The sequence below is a fragment of the Kitasatospora sp. NPDC002965 genome (assembly GCF_040611255.1).
Taxonomy (GTDB): Bacteria; Actinomycetota; Actinomycetes; order Streptomycetales; family Streptomycetaceae; genus Kitasatospora.
Map to the genome: position 1 here is coordinate 24,508 of NZ_JBEXNT010000097.1, position 12,970 is coordinate 37,477.

Sequence of the window (12,970 nt, forward strand, 5' to 3'; positions counted from 1 at the left end):
TTCACCGGGGCCCGGGGCGGCGAAGAGGCACCCGAAGGGGGCGGGCCGGCCGACGGGGGCGGGTCCGAGCCGTGCCGAGTGTGACCCGGGCGGGTGCACGGTCGTTGTCACCGGGCCGGTCCCGTCACCTTCCCCCGGCAGGGTCGCACGCTGCCCGGGGTCGGCCCGCCGTGGGACGGCCACCCGCCTATCCCTGGAGCGAACAAGCCGTGAACGAGCAGACAAGCGGACCCGGTCGGTCGGCCGGCGTACTGGTGACGGGCGCGACCAGCGGGATCGGCCTGGCCACAGCGCTGCTCCTGGCCAGCCAGGGCCACCGCGTGATCGGGACGGCCCGCTCCCGGGACAAGGCCGACGCGCTCGTCCGCACCGCCCGCGACCGAGGTCTGACGCTGCATGCGGTGGTCATGGACCTCACCGATCCGGCCTCCTGCCACGAGGCCGTCGCGCAGGCGGCCGACCTGACCGACGGCGGCCCCCACGCGCTGGTCGCCAACGCGGGCATCCCGCTGACGGGTGCGATCACCGACCCCCCGGAGGACCGGATCCGCGAGATCATGGAGGTCAACGTCGTCGGCACGCTGCGCATGTGCGCGCTGGTGCTGCCCGCGATGCGCCGACGGGGCCGGGGGCGGATCGTGACCGTCTCCTCCGCCTCCGCGCGGATCCCGGCGCCGATGAACGGCTGGTACACCGCCAGCAAGCACGCGCTCAGTGCGGCGACGCACAGCCTGCGCATGGAGACCCGCCGCCACGGCGTGCAGGTGGTCCTGATCGAGCCCGGCACCGTCGCGACCCCGTTCTGGGACCGCGCCCGGGAGGATCTGTCCTCCCTCACCACCATCCAGACCGACGCCGGTGTCCACGACCGTACCGCGAGCCTCCTGGCCCGCATCCAGCGCTCGGCCGGCGGGCCGCAACCGGTGGCCCGCGTCATCGCCAGGGCCCTCAGCGTCCCGCGCCCACGGCGCAGGTACACCGTCGGCCTCGACGCCCACCTGGGCACCGCCCTGCAGTACGCGGCGCCGCTGTGGCTCAGCGACCACCTCAAGACCCGCCTGTTCGCCCTCCACACGCCGCCCGCCACCGCCCTCACCCGGATCGGGCGGGCGAGCGACGACTGACCCCGGCCGGAGCGGTGCCCAGCGACCGCCGGCGGCTCGCAGACACCCTTCGCAGCTCCGCTCGCGGAGATCACGCCCCCGCCGCGAGCGGGCCCGACCCGGTCCCGGCGCCTTGACGAGCCCGATTCCCCGGGCCGTCCACGTGACCGTACCCCGCCATGATCGTTGCACCTGACGGCGCGGACGTCACGGTCGCATCCGACCGGGCCGCCAGGGTTCGCAGGAGCAGGGGAACGTCTTGGCCTTCGAAGAGTTCGTGGTGTCCGGCTACGGCGGATACAGGTCCGAGGGGCGCACGCTACGACACCGCGACCCCGACGTCGACACGGTCGTGCTGATCGGCGGGGCCCTTCAGCGCAAGGCGGCCTGGGGCCGCTTCGAGGCGGTGCTCGCCGAGCGGTTCCACGTGTTCACCGTGGACCTGCCCGGGTGGGGCGATGCCGACACCCTGCCCGCCGCCCTGGGCGTGGACTTCCTCGCGGGCGCCCTGCACGACCTCCTGGAGGCGGCCGGGCACGGGCGCGGGCAGGTGCACGTGCTCGGCGCCTCGTACGGCTCCGGCATCGCCCACCGCTACGCCCAGACCCGCCCGTGCGCGGTACGCAGCATCGTCCTGGCGGGGCCGCTCCTGTGGGTCCCCGACGCGGTCCGGGAGGACCTGAGGCGCAGCGTGGACCTGCTGGAGGACGGGCGGATGGAGGAGTTCGCCGAGCTGAGCGCCGACGTCATCCTGCGCTCCACACCGGGCGCGCGGGTGACCCGGCAGGCGGCGGTGCGCCGCATCCTGCACTCCATGTTCCGCGACATCGTCGGCGCGGACCGGGAGAAGTACCGCCACAACACCCTGCGGTTGTTGCGGCAGACGCCGTCGCCGCAGCCGCCGATCACCGTGCCCGTCCTGGTGGTCACCGGCGAGCACGACCGTTTCACCCCGCCCGACCTGTGCCGCGAGGTCGCCTCGGCCTGCACCGATGCCCGCCTCGTGCTGGCGTACGACGCGGACCACGCGATGCACCTGGAACTCCCGGCCCGGGCCGGGGACCTGCTGACCCGCTTCGTGACCGGCGAGTCCCTCGACGGCCTCTCCTACTGCCACCCGGTGGAGTACACGGCCACGGCACCGTCGGAATCCGCCAGGCCCGAGGCGGCGCCGAGCGCCCTGACGGCGATGGCCTGAGCCGAAGCCCGACCCGCTCCGCACCGGCCCCACCGCCACCGCCACCGGCACCGCCACCCCCTCACCCCGCACCCGGATGCCGGCATCGGCCCGAACGGGATCCGCCCCCCGGCCGGCGGGCGGACCGGCCGCGCAGCCCCACGGTCCCGACGCCCCGCCGGCGGGCCGCCAATTCCGCCACCGGGCCGCCCCTCCCGGCACCACACCGCCCCTTCCCCACCCGAGGCCACCATGACCCCAGCCCGTCCCACCGTCCTCCTCACCGGCTCGACCGGCGTGATCGGGGCGAACCTCCTCCCCGCACTGGCCGTCCAGTACGACGTCACCGCGCTCGTCCACCGCCGCCGGCCCGAAGGCGCCACCACCTGCCTCCAGGCCGACCTCACCGTCGACGGCCTGGGACTGGACACCGGCCGGCGCCGCGAACTGGCCGCCGGCATCGATGCCGTCGTGCACTGCGGGGGCCTGACCGACTTCGCCCCGCGCGACCACGCCGCCTTCGACACCGTCAACGCCGAAGGCACCCGCAGAATCCTGGAACTCGCCGACGACGCCCGCGTCCCCGTGGTCCTGCTCTCCTCCGCCTCGGCCGCCTTCGAGGTCACCGGCGACGACCTCGCCGCCCGCTCCATGCGCGCCTACGGCCGCTCCAAGCGCCGAGCCGAGGAACTGGCCACCCACTGCGGCCAACCCGTGGCCGTCGTGCGGACCGCCCTCCTGTTCGCCGCCCTCCGGGCCGCCACCCCACCGCGGCACCAGTTCCCCCACGCCCTGTTCACGGTCATGCTCCAGGCGCGCCCCGGCGGACTGCCCGTCCGCCCCGACCACTGGACCGACATCCTCCCCATGGAGACCCTCGTCGACTACGTCACCGCGCTGACCGGAGCCCTCATCGACGGCGACACCACGGCGCCCGGCCTCCACTGGGTCACCGCCGGCCCCGCCCGGCTGACCGCGGCCGACCTGGAACGGGCCTGCATCGAGTTCCTCGACGAGGCAGGCCGCCCGGCCCGCGGACCGCTCCTGGCCGACCCCACCACGCCACAACCGCGTACCCGCGGCATGGCCCGCGTGGCCCAACTCGGCTTCCTCCCACCCGACCAGCCCGACATGCCCTCCCACCTGAGCCGCCTCCTCCCCGCCCAGGTGACCCGCACCGACGTCCTCCGGGCCCTCGCCCACAACGTCCGACGCTGCGCACCGTGGGCACCGTGAACCATCCCTCCCCGCAGACCCGTTCGGCAGCTGGGCCCGTTCCCGCCCGCGCCCGCGCCCGCGCCCGCGCCCGCGCCCGCGCCCGCACTCGCGCCCGCGTCGATCGCCGCGTCCTTGCCGTCGTCCGGTTCCGGTCGGGCCTGCGCCGAGTGGTGTGACGGCCGGTACGACGGGCTTTGACGGATCGTCGGACCTGAGGGCCCCGGCCTGCGGATCGGCGAGGTCCCCCCGCCAGGGCCGGCGCGGCGCGGCGGGGAAGGGGGCCACCTGTCTCGGATTGGCCCTGGGGGTGCGGGCCCGGGCGGCGTTACGGTCCGGGCATGCGCCTCTTCGTCGTCGACGCCTTCACCGATCGCCCCTTCTCCGGGAACCCGGCGGCCGTCTGTCTGCTGCCTGCCGGGCAGTGGCCGCAGGATGCGTGGATGCAGCGGATCGCGGCCGAGATGAACCACTCGGAGACCGCGTTCGCCCTTCCGCTGCCCGCTTCGTCCGAGGCCGACTGGGCCGTCCGCTGGTTCACCCCGCGGGTCGAGGCCGGTCTCTGCGGTCATGCGACACTCGCCACGGCGCACGCGCTTCGCGCCGAGAGGGGCCTCGTCGGGGCCGTCCGGTTCCTGAGCCGGAAGCACGGCGTCCTGGTCACCCACGCCGACACGGAGGGTGCCATCACACTCGACTTCCCGGTCGCGGCCCCGGGTACCGCGGTGGCCGTGCCGGACGGGCTCGCCGGCGCCTTGGGGGCCGCTCCCGAGACCGCCTTCCGCTCCGACGGCCTCGGTGACCTGCTGGCGGTCTTCGCCGACGAGGCCACGGTCCGGGACCTCAGGCCGGACTTCGACGCCGTGGCCGAGCTGACCACCCGCGAGGCACTGCGCGGCGTGATCGTCACGGCCCCCGCTGCCGAGGGAGCCCAGGGCCACGACTTCGTCTCCCGGTTCTTCGCACCGGCCAGGGGCATCCCCGAGGACCCGGTCACCGGCAGCGCCCACACCACGCTCGCGCCGTACTGGTCGGCCCGACTCGGCCGCGAGGAGCTCACCGGCCTCCAGGTGTCGTCACGCAGCGGCCTGGTGCGCACGGCGCTGAGCGGCGACCGTGTCCACCTCACCGGAAACGCCGTCACGGTCCTGGACGGCACCCTGCACGTCTGACGCCCGAAGGACGGAGGGGGACGTGACTCCCGCCCCGTGCCGGGCACGGCCCGGTCGGGCCGGGGCGGGGCCGCGTCCCTGCTCGACCGACGCCTCCGGCCCCGGCAGGACTCACCCGTCCGGTGGTTTTACCGGCGCGGGGTCGAACGCGGTGTGAAGGATCGAGCCGAGTGGTTTCCGCCGCTGCCAGGCCCGGTATGGAGGCTGTCATCGCTGCCACGACACACGGGAGAGACCTGCTGATGAGTGCTTCGGAACGCTACGTACGCGCGTGGGAGGGCTTCTGGGCCGAGAACACGGGAGAACCGGGGGAGCCGTTCTGGGACGCGGACGCGACACTGACGGCGGCCCCGCACATCGCGCTCTTCGCGGCCCACGTCGACCGCACGCTGCCGATCGTCGACCTCGGTTGCGGCAACGGCACCCAGACCCGCTACCTGGCCGGGCACTTCCCTCGCGCGCTGGGTGTCGACCTGTCCGCCGCGGCCGTGGCACACGCCCGTCGGGCGGACCGCGACGCAGTGGCCGAGTTCGAACAGCTCGACCTCACCGACCTGGAGGGGGTGCGGCGACTCGGCGACCGAATCGGCGAGGCCAACGTCTACCTGCGGGCCGTGCTCCACCAGAGCGACCCGGACGACCGGGTGCCGGTCGCGGAGGCCGTCACCCTTTTGCTCGGCCGACGCGGCCGGGGTTTCGTGGTCGAGCCGACCGCAGCCGCCAAGGCGGTGCTCCAACAGGTCGCCGAACGGCCCGGTGGCCCGCCGGAGAAGCTCCGACAGGTCCGCAAGCACCAACTGCGCCCGGCCGAGGTCGCTTCGGGAGAGTTGCCCGAGCTGCTGCACGAGGCCGGGTTGGAGATCCTCGACCAGGGCGAGAGCGACCTCGCCATGAGCGAGCGCCATCCGGACGGCACCCGGGTCGCGCTGCCGGCCCACTGGTTCGTCGTTGCCGGGGCAGGGGCCGTCCGTCCCGGCAGCTGAGCGCCCGCCGCCCGCCGACAGCTGTCTGCCGCGGCTGCGCCGGCGGTGACCCCAGGGACGCCGGGTGAGGTTCCGAGAGGGGAGGCGGATCCGCCGCACCGCCGAGGGTCACGCCGGGGCAGACTCCCGAGCTCCGGCCCACCGCCGAGCCCGACCCCGGCGCCCGACCCCGGAGCCCACCCCGGTGCCCGGTCCCGGCGCCCGACCCCGGTGCCCGGACCCCGGTGATGTGCCCCAGGGGGGTGGGGCGGTCACAGTGGGGTGGCGGCCGACGATCAGGGCGTCGGCGTCGGCGTCGGCCCCGGCGGCACCGGCGAGCGCGGGCGACCCGCCCTCGGCTAACCTCCCCCTTCGTGGATGATCACCCCGAGCCCTCGACCCTCCGTGTCTTCGTGGCACTGGCCCCGCCCGACGACGCCAAGGACGAACTGGCCCGGGCCCTGCAGCCCGCCTACGCCGCGTACCCGCGGCTGCGGTGGAACCGGATCGAGGACTGGCACATCACCCTGGCCTTCCTCGGTGAACTGCCCTCCGGGGCGGTGCCGCTCCTGAGGTCGGTCCTGGCCGATGCGGCCGCGTCGTACCCCGCCCTGCACCTGGGCCTTCGGGGCGGCGGCCACTTCGACCAGCGGCTGCTGTGGAGCGGGATCGACGGGGACCTGGAGGGACTGCACCTGCTCACCGCCGACGTCCGGGACCTGATCAGGTCCTGCGGGATCGAGTTCAGGGACCGCCCGCTGCGCCCCCACCTGACCCTGGCCCGCTCCCGCCGCGACGATCCCACCAGCGTGCCGCAGGCCGCGGCCGGGCTCGGCGGGTTCGTGGGTCGGGCGTGGTGGACCGAACGTCTCCACCTCGTCGGCAGCAACATCGGCCGTGGCCCCGGGCCGATCCACTATCGCGACATCGAGGCGTGGCGATTCGGCGCCGCCGTCCGGTCCGGCGGCGACGGCGCCCTCACCGAGCCGTAGCCGTCGGACGTGCTCCTGAGCCGGCCCGCACCGGCCGCCGTGCAGGCACCCCGTCGTCCGAGCCGCTCGCGGTGAGGCCGAGGGCCGACCGGGCAGTGGCGCCTCGGGCTGTGGAGCGGTTCGGACGGGCGGCGTTGCGCGGCGCGGGAGTGGCTCGTAGCGTCGTGGTGTGGGGGCCGTCCCGGGTGGTCGTGGTCCGGACCTGTCGGACTGTCGGAGCTGGTGATCGTGTCCGATTCCCGTGCCGGTGGGACCGGAGCCTACCGAGCCCCGGCGATGGTGGGCAGGGACCGGGAACTGAGGCTCCTGACGGAGGCGTTGCGGCACCCGCCGGCCGTGGTGCTGGTGGAGGGCGACGCCGGTGTGGGCAAGTCGCGGCTGGTCCTGGAGGCGGCGCGGATGCTCGGCTCGCACGGCGCGCGCGTCCTGACCGGGATGTGCCATCCGCTTCGTGAGCCGTTCCCGTACGGGCCCGTGATCGACGCGCTGCGCGGTGCGGCGCCGCTCATGACGGCCCGCGCCCCGGTGGTCGCGGCGGCCGCGCCGCTCGCCCCGCTGCTGCCCGAGCTGGCGCGGTGGCTTCCCGATCCGCCCGAGGGCGAGGTGCCGGCGGTCGGCCGCCACGCGATGGTCCGGGCGATCCGGGCGCTGCTGGAGAGCATGCAGGCCGTGACCCTGGTCGTCGAGGACGTGCACTGGGCGGACGAGGCGACCCGTGAGTGCCTCCTCCTGCTCGCCCGTGACCTGCCGCCGGGACTGGGGTTGGTCGTGACCTACCGGCGCCAGGACCTGCCGTCCGGAGCGGCCCCGCTCGGGAGCGCCTACAGTCGCCCGCCCGGTGTCACCGGGGCGGTCGTTCCCCTGCAGCCCCTGGACGGGCCCGCGATCGCCGAGCTCGTGTCGAACGTCCTGGGCCGTCCCGTCACGGACGATCTCGCCAGGGCGGCGTTCGAGCGCAGCGGCGGGATCCCCCTGGTCGCCGAGGAGGACATCCACGCTCTCGTCGCCCTGGGAGGGCTGAGCGGTGAGCCGGGCGGCGCGAGCGCCGCGCAGGCGGTGGACGAGGCGGGCGCGCTCAGGTACGCGGAGGTCCCGCGGGCGCTTCGCGAGGTGGTCGCCGACCGCCTGGCGGCGCTGTCCGTGCCCGAGCGCGCGGTGGTGGACGCGGCGGCCGTGCTGGAGGTTCCGTCGAGCGAGCTCGTCCTGGCCAGGACGGCGGACCTGGCCGCGGGTGACGCGCAGGCCGCGCTCACGGAGGCGCTGCGCCGGGGTGTCCTGAGCGAGCACCCGGGGCTGGTGTACGGGTTCCACCACGTGCTGTACCGGCAGGCCGTCTACGACGACATCCCCGGGCCGGTGCGCACGCGGCTGCACCGGCGGGCCGTCGGCGTCCTCCTGGGGGAGTCGCCGCCGCCGCTGGTGAAGGTCGCCCACCACGCGCGGGCGGCCGGCGACGCCGAGGCGTGGCTGCGGTACGCGAAGGAGGCGGCCGGGCAGGCCGCGGACGTCAGGGACGACGGCACGGCCGTCACCCTCCTCAACGACATCCTCCAGCACCCGCACCTGACGGCCGAGGACCGCTCCCGGGCGGCGGTGGCGCTCAGCGAGGCCGTCGTGACGCGGATCGAGTACCGGCGCAGCACCGCGCTGCTCCGGCGCATCCTCCACGACCCGCAGCTCGCGGTGACGGCGCGCGGGGAGATCCGGCTGACCCTCGGACGGCTGATGGTCAACCAGGACGACGATCCCGACGGGCGCCTGCAACTGGAGCGGGCGGTCGAGGAGCTGGGGGAGGAGCGGCCTGAGAAGGCGTCCCGCGCGATGGTCGCGCTGGCCCTGATGGACGACACCACCGCGCAGGAGCAGCGGCGGTGGCTGGAGCGTGCCGAGCGGCTGCTGTCCGGGAGCGGCGACGCGGTGGCGTGGGCGGCTTTCACCGTCAACAAGCTCTCCTGCCTGGCCTCGCGCGGTGACCCGGGCGTGTGGGCCCGTCTGGACGCCCTGCCGCGTACGGGGTCCGCGGCGATCCTCTTCGAGACCGCTCGCGGCCTGTACAACGGCGGCGAGGCCGCCGCGCTCCTGGGCGACGACCGGCGGGCTCGCCGCCTGGCCGAGGAGGCCCGCCGGCTGGGGGAACGGTTGGAGTCGGACATCCTGACCGGGTACGCGAGGGGGACGCTGTTCCACACGTCCTGGCGGCAGGGCCACTGGGAGGCGGCGCAGGCCGAGCGGGCCGCGCTGCGGGCCGACTACCCCGATCTCGTCACGGTGCAGTGGGAGGACAAGCTGATCGCCGGGGCGACGGCGGTGGCCTGCGGCGACCTCGTGCAGGGCCTCGATCTGCTCACCGACATCGTGCGCAGCGGAACCGGCCGGCACGTGCTGTGGGAGGCCGCCGCGTGGATCTCCAGGGTCCGTCTCACCCAGGACGACCCCGATGCCGCGTGGGCTCTGCTGGCGGGCCCGCTCGCCCAGATGCGGGCCACCGACCACTGGGCCGCGGGCCATCCGCTGATACCGGTCGTCGTGCGGACCGCCCTGGTGCTGGGTGACGGCAGCACCGCGCGCGAGGTCGTGGAGCGCGCGGAGGACGTGACCGCGGGCTGTGACGCCCCGGCCGCCCGCGCCGCCCTGCACACCGCGCGGGGGCTGCTCCTCGCGGGCACGGACCCCGCCCGCGCGGGGACCCGCTTCGAGCGCGCACTGGACCTGCGCCGGGACATCGGACGCCCCTACGACACGGCCCTCGCGGTGGAGGACCTCGCCGCGGTGCTGGCCGCCACCGCCCCCGGGGAGGCCGTCGACCTCCTGCACCAGGCCCTCGGCGTCTACGAGGGCCTCCACGCCCTCTGGGACGCCGGCCGCTGCACGCACGCCCTGCGCGGGCTCGGCGAGATCCACCCCCAGCCGCGCGGACGCGCCGGCTACGGAAACGAGCTCTCGCCGCGCGAGATCCAGGTCGCTCGGTACCTAGCCCGGGGTGCGACGAACAAGGAGATCGCCCAGGCGCTCTTCCTGTCCCCCCGGACCGTCGAGCAGCACGTGAGCAAGGTGCTGCGGAAGCTCGGGGTGACGCGCGCGGCCCTGCCCGGCGTTACCGTTCTACCGGCGGAGGCCGGCCCCGCCCGTACCCGGCCGCAGAACGATCGGTAGGACGATCGGTAGGAAGCCCACGGGTTGCGCCCCGGTGTCCGGTGTCCGGCGCGGCGTCCGGGGGCCGGTCCTGGCCGGGTCCTCCAACGGCCGGACAGTCTCCACGTGGGCGCAGCTCTGTGCCTACCTGGAGACCCGGGACGACCTGACCCGCACCGCCGGCTGACCCCTCGCACGCCGGCCCGGCCCGGCCCGGCCCGGCACGCGACGCCGCGCGGGGCTCAGGTGCGCGAAGGCGCCGGAGCCGCCTGCGGGGGAGGTGTCGGCGAGCCCGGCAGCTTCACGGTGGCCACCGCACCGCCCGTCTCACCGTCCGCTCCGGGCGCCGCAGCGGCGAGCGACACCTCGCCGCCGGCGTCGTGGATCGCCTGGGCGACGATCGCCAGGCCCAGGCCGGAACCGGGCAACTGCCGCGCGGTCGGCGCGCGCCAGAACCGGTCGAACACGTGCGGCATGTCCTCGGGCGCGATGCCCGGTCCGTGGTCACGGACCGTGAGAACGCCGGAGACGAGCGAAACATCGACGGCTCCGCCGACCGGACTGAACTTCACCGCGTTGTCGAGAAGGTTGACCACGGCCCGCTCCAGGGTGTGCGTGTCCGCCCGTACGTACCACGGCTGAAGATCGACGTTGAACGTCAGAGAGTGCCCGCGCAGCCTTGCACGGTCCAGTGCACGGGCGGCGACGTCGTGCAGTCCCAGCACGGGCACGGGACCGGCCGCCGGCACGGGACGGGAGAGGACCAGCAGGTCGCCGATGAGGGTGGACAGCTCCACCATCTGGGCCTTCACGTTGGCGAAGACCCTGGCACGCGTGCCCTCGGGCAGTGGCCGCCCGATCTCCTCGCTGCGGACCAGCAGATCGATGTTGGTGCGCAAGGAGGTCAGCGGGGTACGCAGCTCGTGGCCGGCATCGGCGATCAGCTGCGACTGGCTGTCGCGGGAACGGGCCAGAGCGGTGCTCATGGCGTTGAACGCCCGGCCGAGGCGGGCGATCTCGTCGCCGCCGGCCACGTCGATGGTCGTGCCCGGCTCCTGGGTACGTGCGATGTGCTCGGCCGCCCGGGTGAGGCGGTCGACGGGCTGCAGGGCCCTTCGCGCGAGCCACCACGCACCGGTGGCCGAGGCCGCGATCACCAGCGCGGCGACGGCGGCCGTGACCAGGGCGAGTCCGAACAGCGCGTCGTGTACCGGGCGTAGGGGTTGGGAGAGCGCGACGGCTGCAGTGGTGGGCCTGCCGTTGAACACGACGGGTCCGTAGCTGACCACGTACACACGCACGGCGTCACCGTTGACCAGCCGCCCGTCGCGGAAGTAGGAGCGTGCGCCGGCTTCGCTCGTCCCGCTGCCCGCCACCGGCAGGTCGCCGTCCGTGACTTCCACGGACCGGGATTCGTTCGGCGGACAGGACGTCCCGTCCGCGAAGATCACCGTGGGGACGGTGTCCCTGGTCATCCACGGCTGGGTGACGACCCCACGGCACCAGTCGTTCATCGCTCGGATCTCGGCTTGAGGAGGCGCGTGCACGTTCGGCGCCCAGGTGCGCGCCAGCGCCTGATCGACCTGAGCGGTCATCTCCTCGCGTGCCACGAACCAGCCGGTCACCGCGCACGTCACCACGGCCAGTGACACGGCCGCAGCCACGGATACCGCCAGTCGACTACGCAGAGCCGTCCCACGGAGCCACTTGTCCCGCCGTCGAGACGTCCCCACCGCTTCACCGACCGGCTTCCCGTCCACCGCTGCCCGCCCCGCCTAACTGATCGTCGCAGATTGAATTTGCTTGCAGGACTTGGAAGTTCGTGTCGGCGGCGGGCAGGGTCGTGCGGGTGTCGGATGATCTTGTGCTTGATGACCTGTGGAAACGGGTGGCCCATCACCCCCGCTTCGGCTCGGTCGGTGACGGTCGTCACCGACCGTCGGACGCTCTTCGGCCGGATGATCACGACAAAGGTCGGGCCTGGAGATGAGAAATATCTGAACAACCGCCTGCGGTATGCCTGAGAACCTGCTGCCCCTCCGAGAGTGACGCCCGAAGCGTCCTTCCGGCCCGGCCCCGGCGCTGCTCCGCCTGTCCCCGGCTGCCCCGCAGTCCGTCAGAGCCGGCTGATGAAGCTGACCGCGCCGAGGACGACGAACAGAACCAGCACGAGCACGACGAGGATCACGGCCGTGCAGCCCACCGTCCGGATCACGGCGGACGAGCTGCCTGCCTCGGTCTCCCGGCCGTCGGAAGGAGCGAAACCCCAGGAAAGCGGACGGCCCGCAACGTCCGAAGCCGACTCACGGACCTCGGTCAGACGTGTTCGAGCGATGTCGGTGGCTGCCACGTCCTCGGGACCTCGCCACGCCAGAGCGGTCATCCGGGCGACGGGGTGGGGGTACCGAGCCTCGAACGCCGCCGTCTCATCAGGGTCCCGGTCAGCCTGCAGATACGTCCAGCGCCCGGCCTGGGCAGCATCGCCGTACAGTCGGTAGACCTCACCCAGGCGGCACCGCACCTGAAGGTCGGTGGGGCAGGAGGACACCAGGCCGCGCAACCGCTGGCGAGCCATGGGTACGCGGCCCGCACGGAGGTCCGCTTCTGCGTTGGCAAGTGTCTTCTCGACGGTCACCAGCAGATGATCACCGAGCGAGGGGCGCAGGCTCAACGGCTTTACCGACCAGCAGGCGAGGGCGCCCGCCACGTCGGCCGGCAGCCTGGGCGGGGTCGTCTGCCCTCGTCGGGTGGGAAGATTCCCAGGAATATGAGCTGTTCAGCGGGGCAGCCGGTCCTTCGACACTGACTACGGAGGTCGACTCATGGTTCCGCTTCTCATCGTCCTGCTGCTGGCTCTGCTCCTGTTCGGGGCGGGTTTCGCGGTGAAGATCCTCTGGTGGGTGGCCGTCGTCGTCCTGGTGCTCTGGCTGGTCGGGTTCGTCGCCCGCGGTACGCACTCCTCCGGCCGCCGTCACCGCTGGTACCGCTGGTGACCGGCAGGAACATCCGCATCTAGGGAGGGGGGGGGGGGGGCCGGGGCCCCCGGGGGGGGGCCCCCCCCCCCCCCCGGGGGGGGGGCCGGGGGGGGGGGGGGGGGGGGGGGGGGGGGGGGGGGGGGGCCCCGGGGGCGGGGCGCCCCCCCCCGCCCCCCCCCCGCGCCAGCCGCGTCCCCGCCACCGCCGGCGGGGAGCACCCCCACCACCCCCCCGACCAGGCC

The 12,970-nt window shown here is 74.4% G+C and carries 10 protein-coding genes; 8 read left to right on the forward strand and 2 right to left on the reverse strand.

The annotated features are described in order from the left end of the window. The first annotated feature begins 209 nt into the window (after window positions 1–209). From ABZY91_RS29740 to ABZY91_RS29770, 7 genes are all read left to right on the forward strand, one after another. Entirely contained in the window at window positions 210–1,124 is a 915-nt protein-coding gene (locus ABZY91_RS29740) for an SDR family oxidoreductase (protein ID WP_355405948.1), read from the forward strand. Between the two features lie 238 nt (window positions 1,125–1,362). Continuing rightward, complete coding sequence (locus tag ABZY91_RS29745) at window positions 1,363–2,301, forward strand: alpha/beta fold hydrolase (RefSeq protein WP_355405949.1); 939 nt, start codon at window positions 1,363–1,365, stop codon at window positions 2,299–2,301. 231 nt (window positions 2,302–2,532) lie between these two features. Continuing rightward, on the forward strand, window positions 2,533–3,516 hold the full coding sequence (locus tag ABZY91_RS29750; RefSeq protein ID WP_355405950.1) for an SDR family oxidoreductase: 984 nt from the start codon (window positions 2,533–2,535) through the stop codon (window positions 3,514–3,516). 320 nt (window positions 3,517–3,836) lie between these two features. After that, a complete protein-coding gene (locus ABZY91_RS29755; RefSeq protein WP_355405951.1) occupies window positions 3,837–4,667 on the forward strand; it encodes a PhzF family phenazine biosynthesis protein in 831 nt (276 codons plus the stop codon). Window positions 4,668–4,909: 242 nt separating this feature from the next. Continuing rightward, window positions 4,910–5,650: a class I SAM-dependent methyltransferase gene (locus tag ABZY91_RS29760; protein WP_355405952.1), complete on the forward strand. Its 741-nt coding sequence runs from the start codon at window positions 4,910–4,912 to the stop codon at window positions 5,648–5,650. A 353-nt stretch (window positions 5,651–6,003) separates the two neighbouring features. After that, window positions 6,004–6,621: an RNA 2',3'-cyclic phosphodiesterase gene (gene thpR, locus ABZY91_RS29765; RefSeq protein ID WP_355405953.1), complete on the forward strand. Its 618-nt coding sequence runs from the start codon at window positions 6,004–6,006 to the stop codon at window positions 6,619–6,621. A gap of 276 nt (window positions 6,622–6,897) precedes the next feature. Beyond that, a complete protein-coding gene (locus ABZY91_RS29770; RefSeq protein ID WP_355405954.1) occupies window positions 6,898–9,774 on the forward strand; it encodes an AAA family ATPase in 2,877 nt (958 codons plus the stop codon). A 221-nt stretch (window positions 9,775–9,995) separates the two neighbouring features. Here the strand turns inward: ABZY91_RS29770 and ABZY91_RS29775 are convergent, their stop codons facing one another. Further along, window positions 9,996–11,417 (reverse strand): HAMP domain-containing sensor histidine kinase, encoded by a 1,422-nt coding sequence (locus tag ABZY91_RS29775; protein ID WP_355405955.1) that lies wholly within the window; start codon window positions 11,415–11,417, stop codon window positions 9,996–9,998. A 452-nt stretch (window positions 11,418–11,869) separates the two neighbouring features. Then, window positions 11,870–12,388 (reverse strand): DUF6584 family protein, encoded by a 519-nt coding sequence (locus ABZY91_RS29780; RefSeq protein WP_355405956.1) that lies wholly within the window; start codon window positions 12,386–12,388, stop codon window positions 11,870–11,872. Window positions 12,389–12,575: 187 nt separating this feature from the next. On the opposite strand from ABZY91_RS29780, the gene ABZY91_RS29785 reads away from it, so the two are divergent. Further along, the gene (locus ABZY91_RS29785; protein WP_329874831.1) at window positions 12,576–12,746 is read left to right on the forward strand and encodes a hydrophobic protein; all 171 of its coding nucleotides are present in this window, start codon (window positions 12,576–12,578) and stop codon (window positions 12,744–12,746) included. Window positions 12,747–12,970: the final 224 nt, after the last annotated feature.

Coding starts and splice junctions, on each gene's coding strand:
- ABZY91_RS29750 (WP_355405950.1), top strand. CDS start 2,533: ATGACCCCAGCCCGTCCCACCGTCCTCCTCACCGGCTCGACCGGCGTG.
- ABZY91_RS29755 (WP_355405951.1), top strand. CDS start 3,837: ATGCGCCTCTTCGTCGTCGACGCCTTCACCGATCGCCCCTTCTCCGGG.
- ABZY91_RS29760 (WP_355405952.1), top strand. CDS start 4,910: ATGAGTGCTTCGGAACGCTACGTACGCGCGTGGGAGGGCTTCTGGGCC.
- ABZY91_RS29770 (WP_355405954.1), top strand. CDS start 6,898: ATGGTGGGCAGGGACCGGGAACTGAGGCTCCTGACGGAGGCGTTGCGG.
- ABZY91_RS29785 (WP_329874831.1), top strand. CDS start 12,576: ATGGTTCCGCTTCTCATCGTCCTGCTGCTGGCTCTGCTCCTGTTCGGG.